Origin of the sequence: Brachyspira pilosicoli, assembly GCF_036997485.1 — a bacterium.
Classification (GTDB): domain Bacteria; phylum Spirochaetota; class Brachyspiria; order Brachyspirales; family Brachyspiraceae; genus Brachyspira; species Brachyspira pilosicoli_C.
This window is the reverse complement of sequence record NZ_JAWLPU010000003.1, coordinates 135,670-161,184: the sequence shown is the minus strand read 5'-3', so window position 1 is coordinate 161,184 and position 25,515 is coordinate 135,670. Positions and strand designations below refer to the sequence as shown.

Sequence of the window (25,515 nt, the reverse complement as noted above, 5' to 3'; positions counted from 1 at the left end):
TTAATTTATACACAAAACACTTATTCCAAATTACCAACTAAATCATACTCTGTATTATGCACTATTTTTACCTTTACTATATCGCCAATATTGATATTATCAACATTCTTTTTATCAAAATATACCTCAACAAATCCGTCAACTTCCGGAGCATCATATTTGCTTCTGCCGATAAATTTATCTTCCTCTTTCTTCTCTATAAGTACATCTATAGTTTTCCCTATAAACCTCGAAAGCCTCTCCTCAGATACCTCAAGAGCAATCCTCATAAGTTTATCTCTTAGCATTAACTTTCTATTTTTACTAATTTTCTTTTTATTAATAAGTAATGCATTAGTATTTTCTTCTTCAGAATATGTAAAAACTCCAACCCTATCAAGCTTCATCTTTTTTACGAATCTTGCCAATTTCTTAAAGCTCTCAGCAGTCTCCCCAGGAAAACCTACAATTAAAGAAGTTCTTATAACCGCATTTTCATCATAGCTTCTAATATAATTTATCATATCCTTATAAAAAGAATATCCTCTATTTCCTCTGTTCATATCTTTTAATATATCTTTATCTATATGCTGCAAAGGTATATCAAAATAAGGAACAACTTTTTCTGTTTTAAACATAGCATCTATTATATTTTTATTTAAAACAACAGGATTTTGATAAAGAACCCTAATCCATTCTATGCCGTCAATAACAGAAAGCTCTTTTAATAAATCAGGAAGTGCTAATTTTTTATATATATCATAACCATAATACGTAGTTTCATGAGCTATTAAATTTATTTCTTTAGCACCATTTTTTGCATATTCTTTAGCTTCTTTAACTATATCTTCTATTTTTCTGCTTCTATGTTTTCCCCTTATTGAAGGTATAGCACAAAAACTGCAATTAGCATGACATCCATCGCTTATTCTTATGTATGCACTATAATTTGTAGAAGTATTTATTCTATCAACATACTCTTTATAGGTAGTATTTTCTTCAGCATCATGAAAACCGTCTTTCTCTACAGCAGTTAAAATCTTTTCCAAATCATGTATGCCAATGGCAGAGTCAACTTCCTTAAACATCTCCATGAAATTTTCTTTATATCTCTCACTCATGCACCCAGATACTATAAGCCTCTTACATTTACCATATTTCTTATAAAGTGAATGGTCAAATATAGCATCTATTGACTCTTTTTTAGAATCCTCTATAAAAGCACAAGTATTAATAACTATAACATCCGCATCCTCGGCATTATCAACTATCTTGTATCCATTTTTATTTAATATGGCAAGTATATGTTCACCATCAACTGTATTCTTCTCGCAGCCTAAACTATGTAAATATATGTTTTGCAAATTAAATTTCCTTCTTCTAATTATTATATAAAAATATACTCAAAATAATAAAAATGTCAATTATCATATTAATTAAAAAAGTAATAGTTTTTTAATCTATGGGGACTAGCCCCCATACCCCCACTTCTTTTGTTGTTACAAAGAAGCAAAAAAACTGCATGTTTATATAGTAGGTATATTTACTATTTATACTCTTGTCATTTCATTTCTATTCATATCATAAAAAAGCAAGTACATTATTAAAAACTATTTCATAGTGAGGAAATCCAGAAATATCAAAAAAATTTTTTTTTTAGACCTCACAGTTTCAATTTCTTCATATTTATTTAAAAAATTTATTAAACTATCTTCTATAAAATAAATAATTATTTAGTATCAGTCATAATCAAATTGTATTTAGTAGAATCATTTAAGTTTTTAGTCCACTTAATGGTTTTATTAACTGTCTCTCCAAGAGCTCCCACATCAACTATTCTTCCATTAACCTTAACAACAACCTCCCCCGCATTACCAATAGTAAGCATCATCACGTCTCTCGCCTCTAAATATAATGTCTTTCCGCTTAAAAGATTTGTAGTAGCAGGTCCGCCAGAGTCAATAAAATATCTCAAATAAACAAAATGCTTAGCAGTTATCTCTATTCTAATATTTGATTTCTCAGTGTCTTGCTCTATATAAGTTTCTCCGTCTATTACAGGTAATTTTACATCTGATGATATAATCATATCATTAGTAATATTATTTTCGTTTAAATAATTTGTAGTTTCTTCATTATTGTAAGCAGAATTAATCATCTGATTTTCTTCAAGTTTTTCCATCTCTACAGTAGCTAAATTATCATAAACTTCTATTATGCTTATCTTAAAATCATTAATACCATTCCCATTTAAATCTAATATTATAGGGTTGCTCTTAGAAAAAGATAAATCCTGCCCATTAATATTCATTCTAATAACATTTCCTATACTATTAAATTTAATAGTAGCAGATATACCAAGCGGCTTAAAATATATAATATCTCCAGGTTTTACATTTTGTCTCGCACTATTATCAACAATATTCCTTGCTATCTCAACTTCTCTTTTATTATTATTGCTGCTTGAAGAAAACATAGATTTTATATTATCTATATTAAAAAATATAACAGCAAAAATAACCAATATAGCTAATATAACTATAATAAGTACAAAAGAATTAGCTTTACTTTTTTTATTTCTAAGCTTATTTAAATCTCTTTTTGTAATATATAATAATTCCGCCTCGGCACTGTTTGGAGTATATGTTTTACTATTTACTGAAATACTGCTGTTAGTTTTAGAAATATCTTCTTTTTTATTTTCTATTTTTTTTAAATCATCTTCTTCCGTTTCTTTTATTTCCTCTTTTTTATTTTCTATTTTTTCTTCTTTCTTTTTAGAAGATATTTTAAACTTCCTAGATTTTGACAAGTCTTCTTCAAATTTATTTTCATTTCTTTGTAAATTATATCGCTCTATCATAGCATCAGAATCTAATGAAAGCTTATCACTTAAATTTTTGATAAACCCTTTAACATATATCTCTCCCGGCAATAAATCAAACTGTTCATCTTCTAAAGCTTTTATAAATTTAGAAACAATATATGTACTTGATGCTAATTCTTCTATGGTAAGACCTTTTTTTTCTCTAGCATTTTTTAATATTTGTCCTATGGTTTCCATATAATTTAAAATCCTTTAAATTTTTTTAATTGTCTGATATTAAACCATCTTTTAACACCTGCATCTCTTCAGGTATAACAGGTACAAATGTCTTATTATCATATTGAACATTATATCTAATAGACTTAAACAAATATTCTACAGGTACATTGGTAGTAGATATCCCAAGTATTCTAATAATCATACCGTCTTCAGCAATCCACAAATGTATCGTAGGAAAACCAGTTCTATCAACACTTGCTTGTTTAGGAGTAAGAAGCATATGATAAGCCAATCTATTATCATCACTAGTATATTGAGAGCTATTATATCCAGATATATTTAAAGCACTGCCGTCAAAACTGCTCACAGGTCTTAATGCTCTATCAGAATAAAAATCTATATTATACTTAGATATAAGTCTTGATATTCCTGCCTTTGTATAAATAGCACCAGAATCTCCATAATGCAATGTCTGCTCGCTTACAACCTTTTTTCTTGGAAATATCATCCACAAAGTTTTACCATCACAATATATAGAATCGCTGTTAGTACCGCCTGAATATTCAAGTTTAAATATATTTGGATTCTTACTTATGAGAGTACCAGTCTTTATTTTACTTCCATTGCGTTCTGTAAAGGTAGATGAAAAACTATTCATAGCGGCAAATCTGTTTGACATCATACTAATAACTTTCTCAGGTGTCATTATTTGCGAAAATAAAGAGACTGAAAATAAAAATAATAAAACCAATATCTTTTTCATAATTTTCTACTTTTTCCTAAAAATAAAATAATAGTTATTATACCTATAATATAACAAAAAACCATAAAAAACAAGCGTTAATATTGCTATTTTTAATTTTACATTTACATAGTAATATTTTTTTTAAACTGCCTCCTAATGTAAAGTTTATGTCATAAAATATTGATATTTTGTAAAAAATTTGTTATATTAAAAATATGCTTAAGAAATTTGTATTAATTAGTAGTTTCTTTTTTATAGTAATTTTTCCTTTTGAATTATTAACTTATGATTCTATATCATTAGACAATCTGCCGGAAAAATCAAAAATCTTTATAGAAAATAATTTTAACAATACTAATATAAAAACTATAAATAAAATAAATAATCGTTTTCATGTATTATTAGAAGAAGATTTTTTGCTAATATTTGATAATACAGGAATTTGGTGTGAAGTAGATGGTAAGGATAAGCCTATACCCACTGATTTTATACCAGAAAATGTCATGTATACTATTGATAAAACTAATCCAAATACAAATATACTAAAAATAGTAAAGAAATGGAATACTTATATTATAACATTAGATACTCATATCAACATGTTTATAGATTCTTCTGGTATGCTTGTAGGGCAAAAAATTTCAGATTAATAAATAAAAAAGGATAATAATGAAAAAAGTATTTATATTATTAATTATATTTAGTTCAGTCCTTGCTGCAGATGATTGGAAAGTTGATCCTAATGAGCTTCCAAAGAGTACTATAGATTTTATAAACAAATTCTTTCCAAATAATAGAATCATACTCGCTGAAAGAGATAGAAAAAAATATGAAATTGTGCTTGAAAATGGAGTAGAATTAGAGTTTTTTATTAACGGAGAATTGAAAGAAGTAGAAGGAAATTATGTAGCCGTACCTCCAGAAATATTGCCAAAAACTGTAGCAAATACAGTATCTGTAACATTCCCAAATACTACTATAACAAAAATAAAAAAGAAATGGAATCTATATGAAGTAAAACTTAATAATTCTATGGCACTTTATATAGATGTTAATGGACAGCTTTTAGGACAAAAATTTGATGATTAATATGCAATTTTATCCTTATTGCTTACTTGACAATTTAAAATTATTCTATTATATTATATTTTATAGAATAGTATATATCTTTATACTGGAGGGCTTTTTTTGATTTATGGCTGATGAACTATTTTCGAGAAAAGAAACAGTAAAAGATATTTTTTTAATTGTAGAAGATAAATTAAAAAAAGGTCTATTCCAAGACTCTATAGAAGATTTGGATAGAATTATGTCTATGGACTTTGAATATCCAAATCTATACGAAAATATATCTTGCGTGAAGTTTTGGATTAATAGAGCTGATAAAATAGAAAGTTTTAAAGGAGATTATTTAGAATACTGTAATTTTTTAGATTTGTCTTATAAAAAATTTGAAGAGTTTATAAAGAATAAATCATACAATGAAACATTAATAGCAATAAAGGCCATTCACTATTTCGTATACAATAGCATTATATTGCAAATAATGAAAAAAAACGTAGAAGAAATTAAAGGTAAAGATGAATTACATTTGCTGGCTAATGCTTTTATAGAACTTGGCGATTATTCAAGAGCATTAAAAGCTTATGAATATTTAAATGTGATAGAGCCTTATAATGGTAATACTCTTTCAAATATAGCACAAATTAATCATATATTAGGAGACGCAAAAAAAGCAAAAATGTATATTAGAGATGCTTTGTTTTATGCGCCTTTAGATATAGAATTTGAAAGAATTACAATAGATGCTGTAAGAGAAATTAGAGATATTATCATTAGAAGAGGTATTCATAATAATAGTCAGGAAGAAATCATCTCTTGGATGAGTGCTTACGGCGAACTTATGAATATTTTAGATATTAAAAGGGAATTAACTAAAGAAGAAGAATTTGAATTAAGAAAACATATATCTAAATTAGAAGCAGACTATAGAAAGTTAAAATTAAGAGAAGCTACTGCGCCAAAACTTTTATCTGCATATGCTTTTTTAACAACATATTTAATAATGAGGCATACGCAAGAAGATATGAATGAAATAAAAATATGGGGCAGAAAAATGTCGGAAATAGATAAAGATTTGCTTCAATTTTATATAAAAATATTAAATAAGGGGTAAACAGATGTCAGAAGCTCTACAAAAATTAGAAAACATATTTTCAGAAGAAACTTTTACAAGAAAACCTTTATTAAATTATACTGTGAAATATTTTGCAGATCTATCTACAATTATTAATGATATTAATAGTAATGAAGATATTAATTCTATTTTAGATACTGCTAATTCACAATTAAAAAAAAATGCTAATCATATATCTGCATTATATGCAAGCGGTTTTTTAAATCTTAAACTACAAAACTATTCTGATAATACATTAGATAAGCTTATAGGTATATTTAAAAATGCAAAAAAATGGAATATAGTAGAATATATTGCACAAAAAATATTAGATGAATATTATGAATGCGACTATGCTTTAAGATATTTAGCTAGTTATTATCAAATATCAAATAAAGAAACTGAAGCTTTAGAGATTTTAGAGAGATTAATAAAATTTGATGTATCAAACCCTGAATTACCTGAAAAGATAGCTCATACAAAAGAGTTGGCTGGAGATATCACTAGTGCTGTACATTATTACAAAATTGCTTTTGAGAGAAATTTAATTAGAAAAAGAACTAATGCTGAAAGCAACATTAAAAAAGTGCTTGAATATGAACCTGACAATTATAATTATTTATTAAAATATGAAAATGCCTTAAAAGAATTGGTTGATGCTAATATTATGATAGATATATGGAAAATAATATTCTTCCACTATTTTGAGAATAATAGATTTAATGATGCTTTAAAAACTATTAAAAATCTATTAAATTATGAACAGGCTATAGTAGCACAAAATAATAAAAAGGCTAAATTTTTTAGACATAGATTAGTTGATGTTTATGAAAAATTATACCCTAATCATACGCTTTTTGAAAAGATAGAAGAAATTTCAGCTATTACTAATGTTAATAAACCGCCAAAAGCTTGTATAGAAATATTTGAAAAATACATACAATACGATGTTGATAAATACGTTATACATAGAAATTTTGGTGTTGGTAAAATTAAGTATATAGACATAAATGAATTAAAAATCAAATTTGTATCTCAAGAAGAAGAGAGAAAAATGACATTTGATATGGCAATACAATCTCTCACAACTCTTCCAGAAGATGATATAAATGTATATAAAGCTTACAAATTAAATGAACTTAAAAAAATGGCAGAAGAAAATCCGACAGAGCTTCTTACTATAATATTAAAATACAAAAAAACTATTAACACTAAAGATTTAAAACAAGAATTAACTGCTGCTCCTCATATAGTAATAGCAGATTCTTCTTACAATAAATGGCTTGAAAATGCTAAGAAATCTGTAAGAGCTTCTACTACAGTGAAATTTGATAAAAACACTTTCCTTTATAATGAAGAAGCAGAAACCTATGATGCTGAAAGTTTATCTAAGTTTAATAAGACAGATAATTTCCTTGAAAGATATCAAATCTATATGGAATATCTCACTTATACTCCAAACTTAAACTCTGATGAAGCAAAAGAAATGTATAATTATTTTGTTACTATATCAAAAGATAAAAAAGCACCTAGCGACAGCAGAATAATAAGCACAATATATCTAAAAACACAAAATGATACTAACAAAGATATACCTATGCTCTCTGAACTTATAAAAGAAGTTGATAATTACACTCACATATACGAGATATTACCATCTTCAAATTATAGAGATAAATTTGTAAAAGCTATACAAGAAGGAAAACCAGATGAATATTATAATATTATATTAAAAATATTATATTCACCTCAAGTAAAAAACCATTATTTAATAGTAAATAAATTGTTCTCTGACGGCAAAGTTGATATGCTTGCTAAAACTATAGATGATATATTTTTACATTACAAAGAATATCCAGAATCTTTTGTTTATTTTGCTCAAAAAATCCTTGACGGTGAGTATTATGATGAAATAGAAGGAGATATAAAAATTAATAAAAACTCTCTAATGATAGGTTTATTAAGTATAATACCTAATTTATCAAAAATGCTCGACAATAAAGAAACTTCTCCTCAGGGAAGAAAGTTAATAAAAATAGTATATGATTTAGTATTTGATAAGGCTTATTTACTTAAATTCATAGAAACAGAAAATGAGGAAGATGTAAAAATAATATTTAGTGAATTCCAAAAATTGGTTAATTTGGAACAGCATTATAAAACAGATATAATAACAGCTGTATTAAAGAGATTCCCAAATTGGAAAATATAATTAAATAAATATTTTAATTAAGAAATAAAAGAGAGTGCAGGTAACAAATCTTGCACTCTTTATTTTTTATATACTAAAATTTTGTAGGTTTGTAATTTTTTTATTGTTCTTTTTCCCGCCTTACGCGGTGTGGACTTCGTCAAAGAACCAAAAAGTGTAAGTTCTTTAGCTTTATATATTGGAATGTGTATTAAATATATTATGAAATTTAAATTTTACCTAAAAATGTAGTCTTTTTGCTTCTTTGGGTCCCCAAAATTAATTAAAATAAAAAATAGATTTTGAAAAATTTTTGGTATATATAAAAAAGTTAATAATATATTTAAAACGTACATCATTAATACATAATAATACTTATATCATAAAAAACTATAATACATATTCACTAAATAATAAAAGTTCATAAAATAATTTTAATATATACTAATCTCTTTTAAAATACGGAGATAAATCTATATATTCATCATCTAGCCAAGATGAAGCTACACATTCATATTTATTCTTGCTTAATTTATAAATTTGATACTCTATCTTTTCATCTCTTCCTACAACTTTCTCTTTATACTCTACCAACATCTCGCTTATTCCATCAGCATCAATATCTCTAAAAGCAAATTGCATCTCATTTACAACACCGCTTTTCATAGAATTAATCTCTCTATAATAAGATACATCAGCAACCAAACTAATTTTATTATCTTCTATTCTAAAAATATAAAGATAAATATCCCTATCCTCTCCATTATCATTAATTATATAATATTTTATAATACCAACCTCATTTTTCTTATCATAAAAACTCTCTAAATCTATAGCCGCATTTTTTCCAATTCTCGAAGACTGATAAGAAAATTTTTCATCTAAATTGCTTCCATAAACAGATATCTTCTCTCCTTCAACAGAGCTAATCAAAGCTATAAACTCATTTCCTTTTGAAGAGCCCAAAACATCTGCTATCACTATAGAATATACTTTATAACCATCTCTTTCTAATTCTGTTTTTAAATTATCTGCCTGAGAATATTCACTGCTGTCTATAACACTATCACTATTATAATAAACAATATCTCCAGAGCCTTGCAAATTAAATAATGCATTAATATCATCATTAAGAGCATATAAACTCATAAAGCTAAAAATAAAAAAACAAAAAATAAAGATTTTTTTCATAATAAAATATCCAATAATACTTATTTGGAAGACACTTTTATATCAACAAACTTTATTTGAGAGTTTACTCTACCGTCAGAACTTTTATATTTAATAATTTCAGGAACAGTATAATTATCAATATTGGTGTATGATATATCAACATCATAAATTTTTGATTTTTTATTATAATAATCAGCACTTTCCACCAAAAGACTATTTTTATCTATTGTGTAGTTTATACTATAGTCTTTATTTTCACCTACTGCTCTTAGTACAACTTCATATTTATCATTATCTTCTTCTACAGAATCAACAGTAAACTTTTTTGAAAGCGAACTATAACTCTCAGATACAATAGCATAAAATCCAACAGTTTCCAAAGGCTCTTCAAACACAGAAAACATCTTAGCATAAAAACTATCAACATTTTCAAGCACAATGTTTGGTTTAGAGTTTTGTACGAGAGTGAACTTTAATCTGATTTTGTCTTTTGAAGAGAGATAATTTTTTGCAGGTATAGTTGATATTTGAGCTTCTACTATTTTACCTTCTATATATGCCTCAAAACGTTTTGGATATATATTTGTATAATTATCTTTTATTTTGTTATAAAGCTCTTCAAAAGAAATATCCTGAGAATGAAGCAGATTAAAAAAAGATAATAAAAAAAATAAAGTTATAAAAGTAAAGTATTTTCTCATAGTTTTTTTAATTGTCTTCCTTAAAAGTTATTATCGTAATATATATAATTTGCTTAAACAAAAATAATTATGTTAATTTACAAGTTTATTAGTATCAATAGGAAGCTCTAAAACTCTTGAAGCATTGATTAAAGCATTCTTCATAATATCTGAAACACACTCTCTCCTCGCCTCTGCCAAAACTTCTGCAGTATACGGTATAAATGCAGGTTCATTAGCCCTCCCTCTCATCTTCTGAGGTGTTAAATATGGAGAATCAGTTTCTATTGTAAACATATCTTTAGGAACATATTTAGCTGCCTCTCTTAAAAAATCATTTTTTAAATATGTGCAAGAACCGGAAAAAGAAAGTATATATCCCAAATCTAAAGCTTTCTTAGCATCTTCCACATTTCCGCTGAAACAATGAAATATTCCTCTTTTTGGTATATCCGCCTCTTTAAGTATACTGAAAGTATCTTTAAAAGCATCTCTGCTGTGAATAAGTATTGGAAGATCAACATTTTTTGCGGCATTACATAAAGCACTAAAAAATTTCTTCTGTTCCTCTTTATTGGAATCATCATGATAATAATCTAATCCTATCTCTCCAACTGCATAAATAAGTTTTTTTCTGTTTTCTAAAGTTTTTTTGTTTATAGTTTTTATTTTTAATTCAAAAGCTTTAATAGTGTGTTCATCATTTTCATTGGCATAGTCTGGATAATAACCCATACTAAAAAATACACCTTCAGCATCTGATAATATATATAAACGCTCGTCTATATCACTTGGGTGAACACCTATGTCTACAAAATAATATATGCCAGCCTTGTTTGCTCTCTCTAAAACATCTTTTAAATCTTTAGCCTTCTTGGATATATAAGTAAGATGGCAATGACTGTCTATCATAATAACTCCTAATTAGTTTTTTAAAAATTATCCTTTAAATTCTTTCCAGATAAAACATGAAAATGCAAATGAAATACGCTCTGACCTGCATTCTCTCCGCAATTATTAACTATTCTAAAAGATTCTAAATTATTTTCTTTAGCTACCTCTTTAATAGTATCTAACACTTTTCCCATCAAATCATTATCTATCTCTGTTATATCTTTTAAATGCTTCTTTGGTACAACAAGCAAATGAACATCAGATTTAGGGTTCAAATCTTTAAACACAACACAATATTCATTTTCTTTTATAAAGTTTGAAGGTATTTCTCCTTTAACAATCTTACAAAATATGCAATCATTACTCATAATATAAAACTCCTATATTTATTAATAAATAAAAAAATTATTAATAATTATTACTAATTAGTATTGAAAATTAATTTAATAATATATATAATTATAAAATAAAAACAAAAAAAATAAAAGGCGGTAATTAATGATAGAGAATGCATCACCAGTTGTTTTAGCATTATTTGGCGGGGGAATTACATTTGCTTTTACGGCACTTGGAGCAGGATTAGTATTTTTCTTTGTATCTGAAATAAAACCTAAACTACTTGCTACTATGTATGGTTTTGCAGGCGGGGTAATGACTGCAGCTAGTTTTTGGTCTTTGCTTGCACCTTCTATAGAACTGTCAGAAAATACTAATTTACCAAATTGGCTTATACCTGTTGGGGGTTTTTTATTTGGTGCATTTTTTATATGGGTATTAGATAAATCGTTACCGCATATGCATATAGTTAATGGTCATGAAGAGACTGAGGGAGCTAAAGTAAAACTATCAAAAAGTATACTATTATTTTTAGCTATTACATTACACAATATACCAGAGGGTTTAGCGGTTGGTGTAACATTTGGAGCTTTTTCTATAGGAGATAGCGGGGTGAGTTTTAATGCAGCTTTGGCTTTAGCACTTGGTATAGGTCTTCAAAACTTCCCAGAGGGGGCTGCTGTTTCTTTGCCTCTTAAAAGTACAGGTGTTTCAAAATCAAAATCTTTTTTACTTGGAGCAATATCTGGAATAGTAGAGCCTATTGCTGCCGTGATAGGAGCTATTGCTGTTACTAAACTTACATTAATACTTCCTATAGCATTATCATTTTCTGCAGGTGCTATGATATATGTTGTTATAGAAGAATTGGTTCCAGAAGCTGTTGCAGAAGAGCATAATCACTTTGGAGTATTCGGCTTTATATTTGGTTTTGCTATAATGATGGTTTTAGATGTTGCTTTGGGATAAAATAGCTAAACAATTATATTTTATCAATTTATATATTTTTACAAAAGTGTTATCAACTTTTTCTCGCCGCAAAAAGTTATCGCCCTTCGGGCAACGCTTCGCGAAAGTGCACTTCATATTGGAATATGTATTAAATATAAAATAATACCTGTATTTTAGGGATAAAAAATGCAGTTCTTTTGCTTCTTTTATACCAATAAAAGAAGTGGGGTGCGGGGCAAAGCCATGCAAACAACTATATATTTTGTATGAGTTTTTTATTCAACTTTTTCCCACCGCAAAAAGTTTTCGCACTTCGGGCAACGCTTCGCGAAAGTGCACTTCATATTAGAATATGTATTAAATATAAAATAATACCTGTATTTCAGGGATAAAAAATGCAGTTCTTTTGCTTCTTTTATACCAATAAAAGAAATGGGGTGCGGGGCAAAGCCCTGCAAACAACTATATATTTTATATGAGTTTTTTATTCAACTTTTTTGTCGCTCAAAAAAGTTGCAAAAAACGCAAGTACTATAACTTTGCATGTTTTGAATATGTATAAACTATATTGTAATACCAACATTTCAAGCTAAAAAAATGCAGCCTTTTTGCTTCTTTGTGCCAATATAGCAGACACTCCATTTAGTCATAGAAGAATATGGGAGTTATGAAGTGTTCACAGAGCTTGAACAAAGCCATCACAAATACAAAACTAACAATTGAAAATATAATTGTTTAAACTTATATCACATACTGAAAGATTCACCTAAGTAAATCTTACGTGCTAAAGGATTTGCTATAATCTCTTCAGGGCTTCCTTGAACTAATATTTTACCATTACCCATTATATATGCCCTATCTGTAATCCTTAAAGTTTCTCGCACATTGTGGTCGGTTATTAATATTCCAAGTCCCTTTTCTTTTAATGAAGCTATAATATTTTGTATATCAATAACTGCTATAGGGTCAACTCCTGCAAATGGTTCGTCCAATAAAATAAATTTTGGATTTACGGTTAATGCTCTCGCTATCTCGCATCTTCTTCTCTCACCGCCTGAAAGTGTATAGCCTCTTTGTTTTCTTACATGTGTTATATTAAACTCTTCAAGCAGTCTGTCTGTAATATCCATTCTGTCTTTTTGAGTTAAAGCATCATTGTATTCAAGTATAGAAAGCAAATTATCCTCAACGGAAAGTTTTCTAAAAATAGAAGCCTCTTGCGGTAAATAACCTATACCAAGCTGAGCACGCTGATACATGTGAAGATTAGTGATGTCTATATCATTTAAATAAATATTACCCTTAGTAGCTGTAACAAAACCAACAGTAATATAAAAACTTGTTGTCTTCCCCGCACCATTAGGCCCTAAAAGTCCAACTACCTCACCTTGCTTTACACTATAAGAAATATCCTCTATTATTTTTCTTTTACCGTAAAATTTAGTTAAACTTACTGCCCTTATCTCTGAAGGATTTTCTTTATCATAATTAAAAAAATTGTCTACGGTAATTCTATTTGCAGAGGGTATATCCTTATCTTTCTTTTTAAAAATATTTAGAAACTTATGAAACATATACCCTCTCTATAATTATATTTTATTATTGTTCGTTAGAAGCAGAATGCTTTTTAGAATCAAAATCTGCCATAATACCGTCAAATGTATAAAGGTCTCTTCCCTCTAACTTTCCATTTCCAAGCATTTTTATTTTGCTTAATATCTCATTAAATAATTCTTCTTCTTCCAACTGTTCTTGTATAAACCAATCTAAAAACCTTACTGTAATATGGTCTTTACTCTCCATAGCCTTACCAACTAATTCATTAATACAAGAAGTAACATATTCTTCATGTTTTAGTATAGCTTTAAATAAATCCTCAACAGAGTTAAAACTGCTTTGCGGAGCTTTCATCTCTGTAATAATAGCCTGTCCGCCAACTTTATTAATAAAATCTCTAAACTTTTCAAAGTGAGTTGTCTCTTCTTTGAAATGACCATATAAGAATTGACTGCATCCTTTTAAGCCTTCTTTATCACACCATCCAGCCATGTTAAAATAAAGACTTGCAGAATAAAGCTCTTTGTTTAATTGTTCATTTAATAATTTAATTATATCTTCTTTTATTATAGACATATATAACTCCTACTATAAATATTGTATAATATTATAACAAATATATCAAGAAAATGTTATTTTTAATTTATAAATATTGACATCATATTTTTGTATAGTATAATAATAAATATTATACTAATATATATGAGGTGTCTAATATGACAGAATTAACAGACAAGCAAAAGCATATATTAAATTTTTTGCAAAAGTTTATGAATGAAAATGGATACCCTCCAACAGTAAAAGAAATAATGGTTCATTTTAATTTTGCCTCTCCAACAGCCGTAACAACGCATTTAACAGCATTAGAAAAAAAAGGTTATGTAAAAAAGACAGGTAAAAGAGCAAGAGGAAGTGTGCCTATAAATACATCAGAAAAAAAAGATAATCTTATAAGAATACCATTACTTACAAATGAAGTTAAGGCTGGTCTTTTAATGGACGTTTCTGATGAATCTTATGAAGATTTTTTCCCATTACCTGAATCAATAGCACAAGATGAGAACAATTTCCTTATGAAAGTAAAAGGCGATTCTATGATAGATGCTCATATAAAAGAAGGGGATATGGTTTTAGTTAATCCTTCAAACATAGAACCTCAAAATGGAGATATTGTAGTTGCAAAAATAGATGATAATGGCGATGAAGAGATAACTATTAAAAGATTTTTTAAAGAGAAAGACTGCATAAAATTAGTTTCCGAAAATAAAGAATATCCTCCTATAATACAAGAAAAAGTTTCTATAGTTGGTAAAGTAGTTGGATTAATAAGATTAAAAATATAAAAAAAGAGACTCCCCTAAAAAAGAAGCCTCTCTTTAAAAATTATTATAAATATTTACTTATAAGCATCCATAGCATCATTAATATTATCTATAGTTATTGCCTTATATGGCACTCTCACTGCTTTTACTTCATCTAAAGTATAACCAGTACCATCAAGTACATCTTTGTTATTTACAACATTTATAACCATATCAACTATAGCCTTAGCCTGATCTTTAGGGCTCTGTAATACTGTGCCAAGTATAGCGCCTTTCTTTATCTCTTCTATTACTTCCGGTATAGCATCAACTCCTACTATTGGTATAAACTTATTACTATCGCCTATATTATAACCCTCTTTTTGTATAGATTTTAAAGCCCCCAAAGCCATAGCATCATTATTAGAGAAAATAAACTCTATATTGTTCTCATGTTTTTTTATCCAAGCATCCATTAAAGTTTGTGCCTGAAGTATATCCCAATTGGCATTATTCATCTCTAACTCTTCTAATACAATCCCATTTTCTTCTAATACAGCCTTAATTCTCTCAGTTCTTCCTTCAGCATCTGGGTGCCCCTCTTCACCTTTGAGCAAAACATATTGTATCTTTCCATCTTTGTTTTTATCTAAAGAAGCATTTGAAAGCCAAGCCTTCAATACTATCTCCCCTTGCATATCTCCAGACTCCACGCTTCTAGTTCCAACATACCAAACCTTATCATAACTCAATAAATCTTCTTTTTTAGGTTCTTTATTAAAAAATATTACAGGTATATTAGAAGGTTTAACTTTCTCTATAACCAAATTAGCAGCTAAAGGATCAACTAAATTAATAGCAAGAGCATCAACATTTCTCTGTATAGCCGCATCTATTTGGTCATGCTGCTTAACTTGATCATTCTCAGCATCATACATAGTAAACTTTACATTATTAGATTTTAAAAATGTTTCTATATTCCTTCTCATAAAAGAAATAAAACTATCATCATATCTATATATAGCCACAGCAACATCTATTGCCTTATCATTAGAATCACTAGCCTTATTCGATGAACAACTATAAAAAATAGATAAAAATAATAGCAATGAAAAAATAAATTTGCTCATAAAATTACTCCTATTTTTAAATAAAAATATTATTTATAAATTTCAATAGCCCTATCCAAATTAAACATAGTTACAGGTATATAAGGCACAAAAATATATTTATTATTATCAAAACTCAAAGTTGTGCCGTCTAATGGTGATTTATTATTTATTATATTTAATGAAACCTTAGATAAAACTTCTGCCTGAGTAGAAGGGTTTTGCATTACTGTAGCAAATACAGAATAATTTTTTATCTCTTGTAAACATTCTGGTATACCGCCAATTCCTACTATAGGTATATAATTAAGCATTCTGCTGTTATTATTAAAACCCAATTTTTTTATAGAATCTAATGCCCCCAATGCCATATTATCATCATTAGCGATGATATATTCTATTTTCTTGGAATATTTAGCCATTAGTTTATCCATTTCCATAGAAGCAGTTTTTCTATTATCAAGAGAATAAACCTCAGCTAATATATCAAGTTTAATATTATTTCTTTTTAAATAATCTTTCATATACTGAGTTCTATTCTCACTCTCAAAGCCATTAGTTCTTCCTTTTATTATTACGCATTGAATCTTTCCATCTTCATTCTTATCCCAATTAGCATGAGACTTCCAACTATCTGCTATAACTCTTCCCTGAACCGTTCCTGCATTCTCACTGCTTCCTCCAATATACCAAACATTATTATAACTATTAAGAGCTTCTAAATCCGGTTCCTTGTTAAAAAAAATAATAGGTATATTTCTAACGCTTACTTTATTTATTATAGTTTGAGCATAACTTTCATTTACTAAATTAATTGCTATAAGATTAACTTTTTTATTTAAAAATATTTCTACTTGGTCATTCTGCGTTACTTGGCTATTATGAGAATTTACTATAGTTAAAGAAGCTTTGTTTCCAATATTTTTCTCTATATAACTTTTTAAATATTGTGTATAATCATCATCAAACCTATATAAAGCTATACCTATAGTGCTTTTTTTATTTTGAGTAAATATTAAAGAAGATGATATAAATAATAAAATAACAAAATTTAATACTCGCCTGACCATAAATACCTCAATTTAATTATAGTTAAATATGTTTTTGTTGTCAAGATAATTTATTACCAAGTTTCTTTAATTTTTTTGAGTATATCCTCTGTTAATTTAATAGTATTTACATCATTTTCTACAGAAACAAATCTTTTATCTTTTCCTAATATACAGTTTGCAAAATGCTCATCTTCCAATTTTAATGGATTATCTCTATGAATAAACACTCTCTCTATAATAGATTCTTGAGTATAATTGATTCCTATAGAAGTTTTTATTTTGCTCTCGCTGCTTGCTTGTCTATGTATTGTAATATCTTGTGTAGCATAATCCAATATAAAATAAGCATCTTCTGTACTTATGGCTAAAGTTCTAATTTTCTCTTGTGTAATTCTGCTTGCGCTTACTGTTGCTATGGTTTCATCTTCAAACTCTAATAAAGCACTTGCAATATCTTCGTTGTTTGTTCTTACTCTCTTACCGCTTGCTGAAAATCTTATAACAGGCTTTTTTACAAGTGAAGTTACTATATCTAAATCATGAATCATTATATCAAATACAACACCAACATCTGTAATACGAGGTGTAAATGGCGCTAATCTTCTTGCCTCTATTAGATAAGGTTTTTCTATTATATGATGAAGCTCTTGTACTGCTCCATTAAATCTCTCAACGTGTCCTACTTGAAGTATGAGATTTTTTTTATTTACTATCTCTTGTAATTCTTTAGCTTGTAAATATGTTTCTGTCATTGGCTTTTCAACCAATACATGTCTGGACTTTTCTAAAGCTTTCTTTGCTATTTCAAAATGAAACTTTGTTGGGCTTGCTATTATTACTGCCTCTGAATTGTCTATAGCTTCATCTAAACTATTAAATTTATTAATATTATATTTATTAGATACTTCATTAAGATGATTTTCATCAGCATCATATATACCCGTTAAATTAATACTTTCTATTTGATTTATAACATTAAGGTGAAATTGCCCCATTCTGCCTACACCTATAAGGGAAATATTTACTTTATCCATTATAATAATATCCTTTTACACACAAAATTAAACTTTAAAGATTATAATCATAATATAACAAAATTCAATAACAAATTGATATTTTATTTAAGAATAATTGATTATATAATATATTAAATAGTTTAATTATAGAAAGTTTATAAAAAATAATATATACTAATAAAAAAACTAACTTTAGGAATATAGAATAATGGGAAGTGTATTTGGCAATAATTTGAAATTAAGCATTTTTGGGGAATCTCACGGAGAGGCTATAGGGTGTGTATTAGATGGATTTCCTTATGGAATAAATATAGATAATAATTTTGTAGAAAGTGAAATGGAGAGAAGAAGAGCTAAAAACAACAAACTCTCTACAACAAGGCAAGAAAGCGATAAAGTTGAAATATTATCAGGAGTTTTGGATAATATAAGCACAGGTATGCCAATAGCTTCTATTATAAAAAACGAAAACAAAAGAAGCGGAGATTATTCCAATTTAAAAGTCTTACCTAGACCTTCGCATAGTGATTATACTGCTATGCTTAGATACGAAGGTTTTAATGATATAAGAGGAGGCGGGCATTTTTCTGGAAGGCTTACTGCTCCTTTAGTATTTGCGGGTGCTTTGGCTAAATTAGCTCTTAAAGAAAAGTTTGACATAAATATAGCAGGACATATAAAACAAATATACAATATAAAAGATAAATATCCTAATAATGAGCTTCCAAGTTATGAGGAGTTTATAAAAAATTATAATAAAGAATTGAGCGTATTTGATGATGATGCTATGGAGAAGATGATTAGCACTATAGAGAAAGCTAAACTTGATATGGATTCTGTAGGCGGAATTATAACAGCGGTTGCTTTTAATGTGCCTGCTGGATTTGGAGACCCTTTTTATTCTTCAATAGAGAGCAGAATTTCTTCTTCTATGTTTGCTGTACCTGCAGTAAAAGGTGTGGAGTTTGGAATCGGTTTTGATTTTGTAAACTATAAGGCAAGCGAATGTAACGATGCATACACCATAAAAGAAAGCAGCAACATAAAAACTATAGAGACAAAAACTAATAACAATGGCGGAATATTGGGCGGCATTTCTAACGGAATGCCTATAGTGGTAAATGTGGCAATAAAGCCTACTCCATCAATATCTAAAGAGCAATTAACCTTAAACATAGAAACGAAAGAAGAAGAGATTTTAACTATAAAAGGGCGTCATGACCCTTGCATTGCTGTGAGAGCTGTCGCGGTTGTAGAGGCAGCACTTGCTATAAGCATACTTGATTTATGTTTGGACATGAAAGGAAAAATATACTAATTATATTTTTATAAATTATAATTATAAACTTTTTCTAACAATAAAGTTTTTTACTTATTGATACACTTCGAAAAAAGTTCAAGTATTATAGCTTTATATGTTGGAATATGAATAAAATATAATACCTATATTTTATGTTAAGAAATGCAGTTCTTTTGGTTCTTTTATACCAATACCGAAGGCACTTCCTACGGTCGTAAAAGAACTGGGGTGTGGGGCAAAGCCCCGCAAATATTTTTATTCATAAATTTTAATAAACTTAAAAATTTTCAATATATATTAATTAAGCTTAGAGACTAATTCTTTTTCTAAACTCCCCATTGTTTCAATGAAATCTTTTATATTATTAAAATTCTCTCCGTTTAATTTTTTTGATGGAATTTTTAAAGCATATTTACATATCTTACAATCAGCATTATTATATTCATTATTTAGATTTCCTATATAGCTATCTTCTTTATAATTATCAATTTCAACAGGATAAATAAAACCAGCCTTTTTAGCATTAAGTGTATAGGCATAAGAAACTATCTGCAATCTATCTTCTCTATTTATATAATCTTTATCTTCATTGATTTTTTTATCAAGGCTTTTATATTTAGCATCAAGTACAATATTATTTTTATTGTCATCTGATAATTTATGAAAGTCAGGATAAATTTTCCATCTGCCTCTATTGTCATTAATAAGCAAATGAAAAGGGTCTTTCCCTGTTTTATTTTCAGAATGTTCAAAATTAATTTGCTTCAAAATAGTGTTTAAATATTCCTCAAATAGCCATGCTCCGTCAAATAATAATCCATACACTGTATTATCATCTCTACCATACTTTAACTTTTCGTGCCTTAATATTTGAATGCATATTTTCCTCAATGGCTCATATTCATAATAGTAGGGGTGCGATAATTGTTTTAAGTTTTTATTTATAATGCTTTCTCTTTTATTTCTCTCATAGCTATGTGTAGAATAAAATATTTGATGAGTATAATCTTTTATTTCATTATCATAGCTTAAAAGATATCTATTTTTTGTGTTTATATATTCTATGGTGTGTCTTATTAATTGAGTGATATTATTATCATAGCTATATTCTCTGGTATTATAAGAAATTTTACCATTAAAAGGAATATTGTTTTTAATGTATCTGTTAATATCAATAGTGCCTTTAACATTAGAATCATTATGCTTTATTAGTTTGTATTGTTTAAAAAGCCCCTGTCTTAATGCTCTCTTAAAAAAACTAATAAACATATAAATTAAAAAATCAAATGAATCATCATAATCTTTACTATGCTCCAAATTAACAACATTAAGAGAAAGCACTTTCATAAGCATGTAATGCAGAAAATAATCTTCATTATCATTGAAAGCAAATCTTGAAGAAATTTTTATTTGTGTATTATTGTAGCTAATAAAGCCCATTATATTATTGGTGTGTATACTATCATTTATTATATCAAATATTCTGCTCTCTTCTTCTAAGTCTTTACTTTCTTTTATGGAGTTAGGAAATATTATAATATTATCTTTTATAGCTGATATAGTTTTGCCTGAAATTTCTTTTATTGAGATTATATTTTCTTCTGAAATATTGTTATGTATTTCATGTTTAGTATTATCTTTTAATTTAATAATTTTATTGTTTATATTCATTTATTATTGCAGGGCTTTGCCCCGCACCCCAGTTCTTTTGTTGCCACAAAGAACCAAAAAGGCTGCATTTTTGGCTCTTACTTATTTTAAAATTTATCAATTATCTATATTATTATCATTAGTATCTTGTTTTGTATTGTTAGCAGGTAACACATTATAAGAATATTCTAACTTTTTAAGTTTATCATTTATATCAGGCATACCTCTCAAATACTCAAATAAAAGCCCTTTCAAATGGTTATCCCACAAACTTTTAAATGCATCTTCTTTATTATTACCATTATAATAATTTTTTAGCTTCAAGAAATAAGAAGCCCCTATATGATAAGAAGAATTAAAGCCTTCTATTTCACTAATTGCATTATTTAAAGCATTCATTCTATCAATTGCATCTTGTTTTATACTATCATCTAAATCTTTTAATATACTCTCTTGTGTATCTTTAGCATTGACCTCTTTCCAAGCGAACCTCCTACGCATAGCAAAGTCCATACTCTCAACGCTTCTGTCAATATCATTCATAGTGCCCATTATATAAACATTCTCTGGTATATAAAAATATTTTTCTAATTCCTCATCTATCAAATTAGAGTATTGAGTAAGCACTTTTCCTTTAACACCTCTATATCCGGGGTCAATAGCAAAAAATAATTCACCGAAAATTTTTGAAATCTCTCCCCTGTTAATCTCATCTATGATGAATACAAAATTTTTCTTTTCAACTTTTTCTACAGTATTATTATTATTTAATTCTTTTTCTATTTCAGAATTATATTTTTCATAGAATGCTTTTAAAAATCCATGAACATACGTATGTTGACCTTTAAGTCCAAATTTAGCTATAAAGTTTTGATAATCCCATTTTTTATTTATTTTAAGTTCTCCAGAAAATTTTTTATAAAATTCTACTAATTTATCTAATGTTAGTTTAATTGGTTTATCAGCTTTTATATCTGGAACAAAATACAATGTTTCATCATTTAATTCTATTTCTTTTAATGGGGCTGCTTTCCTATTAATACCTTCAATTTCAAAACATCCTTTTTCATCTATTACAATAGAAATATAGTCTATAAATTCGAGTAAATTATTTTTTATAATAGCATCTTCATTCAATTGTGAAATATCTTTTTTACTATCAATTAAATTCTTAAGTGCCTTTTTACAAAACTCTTTAAAAACTCCGTCTTTTCTTTCAAAGCCAATATTTCCACTACTGTCTTTAATAGGTCTTAACCCCTCAACAAAATCTGTATAATCATAAGATGGGTGAAACTGCACAAACTCATATTGATTTTTAAAATTCTCATCTTCTTCTAATTCTTCTGTATACTCTTTTTTATCATCATCAAAAATAATCTTAGCTGCTATCTGTTTTGCTAAATAAGTTTTTCCTGTGCCCGGTGCACCTGTGAGTATGAGGTTGTAATTTTGTTCTAAAAGTTCTTTACATTCTTTTATCATATTTACATCCATTATTTTTTTTATTTCTTCTATCAATATTTTATCTTTATCATTACTTTTTTTTAATTTATAAATAGGTTGTACAGTTGGATAATCTTCACTATCTTCTTTAAATGTTAATTTTTTACCTTTTAATAACTTAAAGTTTTTTAATTTTCTGTATTGAAATTTATAAACTGTATCTGTATCAACCAAATTACTTCTATCTTTATTTAGTTCTTTTATAATACCTTCTTGAGTTAAAGCTATTTCATAACTATCATAAGCATCTGAATCTACAATACCAACAAAATAATTACTATCAGGACTTCTTTGGTAGCTTTTTTCACTGATTCTTTGGCTTACTATTATAACATCACCTATTTTTATTTTTCTAAATGTTTGACCACTATCTTCAAAATATCCAAATAAGCATATATGCTCTTTTATCATAATATTCACAAGGTCATCAACATATTTTTCATCTTTATTTTCACCTTTTTTTAAATTACTTGTATTTATTACCCAAAAATCACTCATATATAAAAACTCTTCATCATTTTTGATTATTTACTATAGCAGTATAAAATATTACTAGTAAAAATCAATAAACTATATTACACTTTTAAAACATAAACATATTTACTTATATACCCATATATAGTATAATAAAACAAAAAAGATAAGGAGAATATATGTGAGGAATAACTTGCTTAATCGGTCTGATTATAGCTGGAATAATTGGTTTAATTGATAAAGTTAAAGGGAAAAAAGAATAATTATGCTAATTGCTTGATAATAATTTTGTTTTTTTATAAATAATTGACAAGTGATATCTTATAATATAGAATTATTAGCATAAAATATAATAAATATCGGAATTCACATGCTTTCGTTTGAACGACAAGAAATTATTTTAGACTTACTAAAAAAAGATAAAAAAATTACAATAACAGAGCTTTCTAAACAATTAAATGTTGCATTAAATACTATAAGGTCTGATTTAGAAACAATGGAGCAAGATGGTCTTGTATTAAGAGTACGAGGTGGAGTTTCACTACCTTCTTCAAATATTAATGCTACAAATAATAATATAGGAATAAGATACCAAAAGAACTTGAATGAAAAAAGGATTATTGCAAAAGAAATAGTAAAAGAGTTACCTAATGATATAGATTTTTCAATATTTATGGACTCATCTACTAGCGCTATGCAAGTTGCTCATGTTATGTCGCAGTTATCAAAACGCTGCACTGTAATTACACATTTTACAAATATAGCACATATACTTGGAACAAATTCAAAAATTTCCGTTATATTATGCGGAGGAATGTGGTGGTCAAATGAGAATTGTGTTATAGGTTCAGAAACAATAGATATGTTAGATTCATACAGGGCAGATATTGCTTTAGTAGGATGTACAGGAATAAAGCTAAAACAAGGTATTTTTAATGGAAATATAGAAACAGTTCCAATTAAAAGAAAAATGATAAAAAATGCTAACAAGAGCTGGATTTTATGCGACTCATCTAAATTTGATCAAGACTCTCTTATAAAAATAGCTGATTTTAGTGATATAGATAGAATTTACACAGACAAAGCGCCAAGTAAAGAATGGTTAGAGTATTTTGACTCAATAAAAACAGAAGTATTTTATCCATCTTAACTAAGATATTTATGACAGATAAAATACTCCTTGATTTTAGGTATATAAAATTTATAATGCTAAACGATATATATTTTTTACATCCTCTTTATTAAGCTTTTTGAAATTACCTATATATTCAGACCTATTATAAAATAACCTTTCTGTCATTTCATCTATCTTGTCATCATTTATATTAACTTCTGAAAGCTTTATTGGTAAGTTTAAAGACTTATAGAACTTTTCCAGTTTTTTTATTGTTTCAGTTATTGTCAGCTCTTCTTTTCCAACTCCATAATCTACATTAAATACCCTTCTTGAAAATTGTAAAAATCTACCAATATTTTCTTTATACACATACTTCATCCAAGCAGGAAACACTATAGACAATCCAGCACCATGAGCTATATTATATTCAGCAGATAATTCATGTTCAATACTATGACTTGCCCAATCTTCTGTTCTACCTTGGGATAGTATTCCATTGTGAGCCAATGTACCAGACCACATAGTTTCAGCACGTATATCATAATTTTCAGGATTATCAAAAGTTAATTTTCCATACTTAAGCATAGTAATAATTGCAGATTCTAAGAGTCTATCCGTTAAATCTACATTTTCTGTTTGCGAGAAGTATCTTTCAAATAAATGAGCTATTATATCAGATACTCCATTTGCTATTTGATTTTTAGGCAGAGAAAAAGTATTTTCAGGATTTATAATAGAAAATTTAGGTATAATAGCCGAAGATTCTATGGATCTTTTTAACTTACTTTTTTCCTCAGTAATAACAGAATTTGGAGAAGTTTCGCTTCCAGCTGCAGGTATAGTTAATACGACTCCTATTGGTAAAGCCTTTTCTATAGTTTTGCTTCCATCTAAATAATATTCCCATATATTATCATAATAGTATCCGCTAGCTATACATTTTGCTGAATCTATAACACTTCCTCCGCCAACAGCTAATACAAAATCTATATTTTCTTTTTTACACAACTCTATACCTTTTAATGCTAAAGATAATTTAGGATTAGGCTCAACACCAGGCAATTCTAAAAACTCTATGTTCTCTTTTTTTAAGCATTCTGTTACTTTATAGTAAAGACCGTTTTTCTTTATAGACCCTCCTCCATAATGCAGAAGTACTTTTTTTACAGAAAGTTTTTTACATAAAGCGCCAATATTATTTTCAGTATCTTTACCAAAATAAATATTACATGGGCTGTAATAGTTAAAATTGTTCATAGAAA

General features: G+C 27.5%; 23 protein-coding genes. 8 read left to right on the top strand and 15 right to left on the bottom strand.

Going from position 1 to position 25,515, the window contains the following annotated elements; translation table 11 throughout:
• Positions 1 to 20: 20 nt before the first annotated feature.
• The 3 genes from rimO to R4I97_RS08675 form a co-directional block, all read right to left on the bottom strand.
• The gene (gene rimO, locus R4I97_RS08685; protein ID WP_335784659.1) at positions 21 to 1,343 is read right to left on the bottom strand and encodes a 30S ribosomal protein S12 methylthiotransferase RimO; all 1,323 of its coding nucleotides are present in this window, start codon (positions 1,341 to 1,343) and stop codon (positions 21 to 23) included.
• A 365-nt stretch (positions 1,344 to 1,708) separates the two neighbouring features.
• Positions 1,709 to 3,043 (bottom strand): helix-turn-helix domain-containing protein, encoded by a 1,335-nt coding sequence (locus R4I97_RS08680; RefSeq protein WP_335784658.1) that lies wholly within the window; start codon positions 3,041 to 3,043, stop codon positions 1,709 to 1,711.
• Positions 3,044 to 3,068: 25 nt separating this feature from the next.
• Entirely contained in the window at positions 3,069 to 3,788 is a 720-nt protein-coding gene (locus R4I97_RS08675; RefSeq protein ID WP_335784657.1) for an outer membrane lipoprotein carrier protein LolA, read from the bottom strand.
• Between the two features lie 197 nt (positions 3,789 to 3,985).
• On the opposite strand from R4I97_RS08675, the gene R4I97_RS08670 reads away from it, so the two are divergent.
• From R4I97_RS08670 to R4I97_RS08655, 4 genes are all read left to right on the top strand, one after another.
• Complete coding sequence (locus tag R4I97_RS08670; protein ID WP_335784656.1) at positions 3,986 to 4,420, top strand: PepSY-like domain-containing protein; 435 nt, start codon at positions 3,986 to 3,988, stop codon at positions 4,418 to 4,420.
• 19 nt (positions 4,421 to 4,439) lie between these two features.
• Complete coding sequence (locus R4I97_RS08665) at positions 4,440 to 4,859, top strand: PepSY-like domain-containing protein (protein ID WP_335784655.1); 420 nt, start codon at positions 4,440 to 4,442, stop codon at positions 4,857 to 4,859.
• A 106-nt stretch (positions 4,860 to 4,965) separates the two neighbouring features.
• The gene (locus tag R4I97_RS08660; RefSeq protein ID WP_335784654.1) at positions 4,966 to 5,946 is read left to right on the top strand and encodes a hypothetical protein; all 981 of its coding nucleotides are present in this window, start codon (positions 4,966 to 4,968) and stop codon (positions 5,944 to 5,946) included.
• 4 nt (positions 5,947 to 5,950) lie between these two features.
• Positions 5,951 to 8,158, top strand: coding sequence for a transcript cleavage factor (locus R4I97_RS08655; protein WP_335784653.1), 2,208 nt, complete (start codon positions 5,951 to 5,953; stop codon positions 8,156 to 8,158).
• Positions 8,159 to 8,581: 423 nt separating this feature from the next.
• On the opposite strand, the gene R4I97_RS08650 is transcribed toward R4I97_RS08655, so the two are convergent.
• The 4 genes from R4I97_RS08650 to R4I97_RS08635 all read right to left on the bottom strand — a co-directional run bounded on the left by R4I97_RS08650 (position 8,582) and on the right by R4I97_RS08635 (position 11,252).
• A complete protein-coding gene (locus tag R4I97_RS08650; protein WP_335784652.1) occupies positions 8,582 to 9,328 on the bottom strand; it encodes a hypothetical protein in 747 nt (248 codons plus the stop codon).
• Positions 9,329 to 9,348: 20 nt separating this feature from the next.
• Positions 9,349 to 10,011 (bottom strand): hypothetical protein, encoded by a 663-nt coding sequence (locus R4I97_RS08645; protein ID WP_335784651.1) that lies wholly within the window; start codon positions 10,009 to 10,011, stop codon positions 9,349 to 9,351.
• Between the two features lie 72 nt (positions 10,012 to 10,083).
• Complete coding sequence (locus R4I97_RS08640) at positions 10,084 to 10,902, bottom strand: TatD family hydrolase (protein ID WP_335784650.1); 819 nt, start codon at positions 10,900 to 10,902, stop codon at positions 10,084 to 10,086.
• A gap of 20 nt (positions 10,903 to 10,922) precedes the next feature.
• Positions 10,923 to 11,252, bottom strand: coding sequence for a histidine triad nucleotide-binding protein (locus R4I97_RS08635; RefSeq protein WP_335784649.1), 330 nt, complete (start codon positions 11,250 to 11,252; stop codon positions 10,923 to 10,925).
• Positions 11,253 to 11,382: 130 nt separating this feature from the next.
• Here R4I97_RS08635 and R4I97_RS08630 point away from each other — a divergent pair, with 130 nt between their 5' ends.
• On the top strand, positions 11,383 to 12,189 hold the full coding sequence (locus tag R4I97_RS08630; RefSeq protein WP_013244716.1) for a ZIP family metal transporter: 807 nt from the start codon (positions 11,383 to 11,385) through the stop codon (positions 12,187 to 12,189).
• Positions 12,190 to 12,917: 728 nt separating this feature from the next.
• Here R4I97_RS08630 and lptB read toward each other — a convergent pair.
• Together lptB and R4I97_RS08620 are read right to left on the bottom strand one after the other, a co-directional pair.
• Positions 12,918 to 13,745 carry an LPS export ABC transporter ATP-binding protein gene (lptB, locus tag R4I97_RS08625; RefSeq protein WP_335784648.1) on the bottom strand — a complete coding sequence of 276 codons (828 nt, stop codon included), beginning with the start codon at positions 13,743 to 13,745 and terminating at the stop codon, positions 12,918 to 12,920.
• Between the two features lie 25 nt (positions 13,746 to 13,770).
• Positions 13,771 to 14,304 (bottom strand): ferritin, encoded by a 534-nt coding sequence (locus R4I97_RS08620; RefSeq protein WP_335784647.1) that lies wholly within the window; start codon positions 14,302 to 14,304, stop codon positions 13,771 to 13,773.
• Between the two features lie 140 nt (positions 14,305 to 14,444).
• Here R4I97_RS08620 and lexA point away from each other — a divergent pair, with 140 nt between their 5' ends.
• Positions 14,445 to 15,071 (top strand): transcriptional repressor LexA, encoded by a 627-nt coding sequence (gene lexA / locus R4I97_RS08615; protein WP_335784646.1) that lies wholly within the window; start codon positions 14,445 to 14,447, stop codon positions 15,069 to 15,071.
• A gap of 53 nt (positions 15,072 to 15,124) precedes the next feature.
• Here lexA and R4I97_RS08610 read toward each other — a convergent pair whose 3' ends face one another.
• Genes R4I97_RS08610 through R4I97_RS08600 form a run of 3 tightly spaced genes read right to left on the bottom strand, consistent with a single transcriptional unit; the run spans position 15,125 to position 18,224 of the window.
• Positions 15,125 to 16,159, bottom strand: a complete 1,035-nt coding sequence (locus R4I97_RS08610; RefSeq protein ID WP_335784645.1) for a galactose ABC transporter substrate-binding protein — start codon at positions 16,157 to 16,159, stop codon at positions 15,125 to 15,127.
• 29 nt (positions 16,160 to 16,188) lie between these two features.
• Positions 16,189 to 17,208 (bottom strand): galactose ABC transporter substrate-binding protein, encoded by a 1,020-nt coding sequence (locus R4I97_RS08605; RefSeq protein WP_335784644.1) that lies wholly within the window; start codon positions 17,206 to 17,208, stop codon positions 16,189 to 16,191.
• A 53-nt stretch (positions 17,209 to 17,261) separates the two neighbouring features.
• Positions 17,262 to 18,224 carry a Gfo/Idh/MocA family oxidoreductase gene (locus tag R4I97_RS08600; RefSeq protein ID WP_335784643.1) on the bottom strand — a complete coding sequence of 321 codons (963 nt, stop codon included), beginning with the start codon at positions 18,222 to 18,224 and terminating at the stop codon, positions 17,262 to 17,264.
• 190 nt (positions 18,225 to 18,414) lie between these two features.
• On the opposite strand from R4I97_RS08600, the gene aroC reads away from it, so the two are divergent.
• The gene (gene aroC, locus R4I97_RS08595; protein ID WP_335784642.1) at positions 18,415 to 19,524 is read left to right on the top strand and encodes a chorismate synthase; all 1,110 of its coding nucleotides are present in this window, start codon (positions 18,415 to 18,417) and stop codon (positions 19,522 to 19,524) included.
• Between the two features lie 279 nt (positions 19,525 to 19,803).
• On the opposite strand, the gene R4I97_RS08590 is transcribed toward aroC, so the two are convergent.
• Positions 19,804 to 21,177 (bottom strand): McrC family protein, encoded by a 1,374-nt coding sequence (locus tag R4I97_RS08590; RefSeq protein ID WP_335784641.1) that lies wholly within the window; start codon positions 21,175 to 21,177, stop codon positions 19,804 to 19,806.
• A 96-nt stretch (positions 21,178 to 21,273) separates the two neighbouring features.
• Complete coding sequence (locus R4I97_RS08585) at positions 21,274 to 23,160, bottom strand: McrB family protein (RefSeq protein ID WP_335784640.1); 1,887 nt, start codon at positions 23,158 to 23,160, stop codon at positions 21,274 to 21,276.
• Between the two features lie 346 nt (positions 23,161 to 23,506).
• On the opposite strand from R4I97_RS08585, the gene R4I97_RS08580 reads away from it, so the two are divergent.
• Positions 23,507 to 24,286 (top strand): DeoR/GlpR family DNA-binding transcription regulator, encoded by a 780-nt coding sequence (locus tag R4I97_RS08580; RefSeq protein WP_302279246.1) that lies wholly within the window; start codon positions 23,507 to 23,509, stop codon positions 24,284 to 24,286.
• Between the two features lie 51 nt (positions 24,287 to 24,337).
• On the opposite strand, the gene R4I97_RS08575 is transcribed toward R4I97_RS08580, so the two are convergent.
• A complete protein-coding gene (locus tag R4I97_RS08575; protein ID WP_335784639.1) occupies positions 24,338 to 25,510 on the bottom strand; it encodes an iron-containing alcohol dehydrogenase in 1,173 nt (390 codons plus the stop codon).
• Positions 25,511 to 25,515 lie beyond the last annotated feature (5 nt).

Excerpts from the sequence above, each read along its gene's own strand:
- R4I97_RS08680 (WP_335784658.1), bottom strand. The coding sequence starts at position 3,043 with ATGGAAACCATAGGACAAATATTAAAAAATGCTAGAGAAAAAAAAGGT.
- R4I97_RS08675 (WP_335784657.1), bottom strand. The coding sequence starts at position 3,788 with ATGAAAAAGATATTGGTTTTATTATTTTTATTTTCAGTCTCTTTATTT.
- R4I97_RS08670 (WP_335784656.1), top strand. The coding sequence starts at position 3,986 with ATGCTTAAGAAATTTGTATTAATTAGTAGTTTCTTTTTTATAGTAATT.
- R4I97_RS08665 (WP_335784655.1), top strand. The coding sequence starts at position 4,440 with ATGAAAAAAGTATTTATATTATTAATTATATTTAGTTCAGTCCTTGCT.
- R4I97_RS08660 (WP_335784654.1), top strand. The coding sequence starts at position 4,966 with ATGGCTGATGAACTATTTTCGAGAAAAGAAACAGTAAAAGATATTTTT.
- R4I97_RS08655 (WP_335784653.1), top strand. The coding sequence starts at position 5,951 with ATGTCAGAAGCTCTACAAAAATTAGAAAACATATTTTCAGAAGAAACT.
- R4I97_RS08650 (WP_335784652.1), bottom strand. The coding sequence starts at position 9,328 with ATGAAAAAAATCTTTATTTTTTGTTTTTTTATTTTTAGCTTTATGAGT.
- R4I97_RS08645 (WP_335784651.1), bottom strand. The coding sequence starts at position 10,011 with ATGAGAAAATACTTTACTTTTATAACTTTATTTTTTTTATTATCTTTT.
- R4I97_RS08640 (WP_335784650.1), bottom strand. The coding sequence starts at position 10,902 with ATGATAGACAGTCATTGCCATCTTACTTATATATCCAAGAAGGCTAAA.
- R4I97_RS08635 (WP_335784649.1), bottom strand. The coding sequence starts at position 11,252 with ATGAGTAATGATTGCATATTTTGTAAGATTGTTAAAGGAGAAATACCT.
- R4I97_RS08630 (WP_013244716.1), top strand. The coding sequence starts at position 11,383 with ATGATAGAGAATGCATCACCAGTTGTTTTAGCATTATTTGGCGGGGGA.
- lptB (WP_335784648.1), bottom strand. The coding sequence starts at position 13,745 with ATGTTTCATAAGTTTCTAAATATTTTTAAAAAGAAAGATAAGGATATA.
- R4I97_RS08620 (WP_335784647.1), bottom strand. The coding sequence starts at position 14,304 with ATGTCTATAATAAAAGAAGATATAATTAAATTATTAAATGAACAATTA.
- lexA (WP_335784646.1), top strand. The coding sequence starts at position 14,445 with ATGACAGAATTAACAGACAAGCAAAAGCATATATTAAATTTTTTGCAA.
- R4I97_RS08610 (WP_335784645.1), bottom strand. The coding sequence starts at position 16,159 with ATGAGCAAATTTATTTTTTCATTGCTATTATTTTTATCTATTTTTTAT.
- R4I97_RS08605 (WP_335784644.1), bottom strand. The coding sequence starts at position 17,208 with ATGGTCAGGCGAGTATTAAATTTTGTTATTTTATTATTTATATCATCT.
- R4I97_RS08600 (WP_335784643.1), bottom strand. The coding sequence starts at position 18,224 with ATGGATAAAGTAAATATTTCCCTTATAGGTGTAGGCAGAATGGGGCAA.
- aroC (WP_335784642.1), top strand. The coding sequence starts at position 18,415 with ATGGGAAGTGTATTTGGCAATAATTTGAAATTAAGCATTTTTGGGGAA.
- R4I97_RS08590 (WP_335784641.1), bottom strand. The coding sequence starts at position 21,177 with ATGAATATAAACAATAAAATTATTAAATTAAAAGATAATACTAAACAT.
- R4I97_RS08585 (WP_335784640.1), bottom strand. The coding sequence starts at position 23,160 with ATGAGTGATTTTTGGGTAATAAATACAAGTAATTTAAAAAAAGGTGAA.
- R4I97_RS08580 (WP_302279246.1), top strand. The coding sequence starts at position 23,507 with ATGCTTTCGTTTGAACGACAAGAAATTATTTTAGACTTACTAAAAAAA.
- R4I97_RS08575 (WP_335784639.1), bottom strand. The coding sequence starts at position 25,510 with ATGAACAATTTTAACTATTACAGCCCATGTAATATTTATTTTGGTAAA.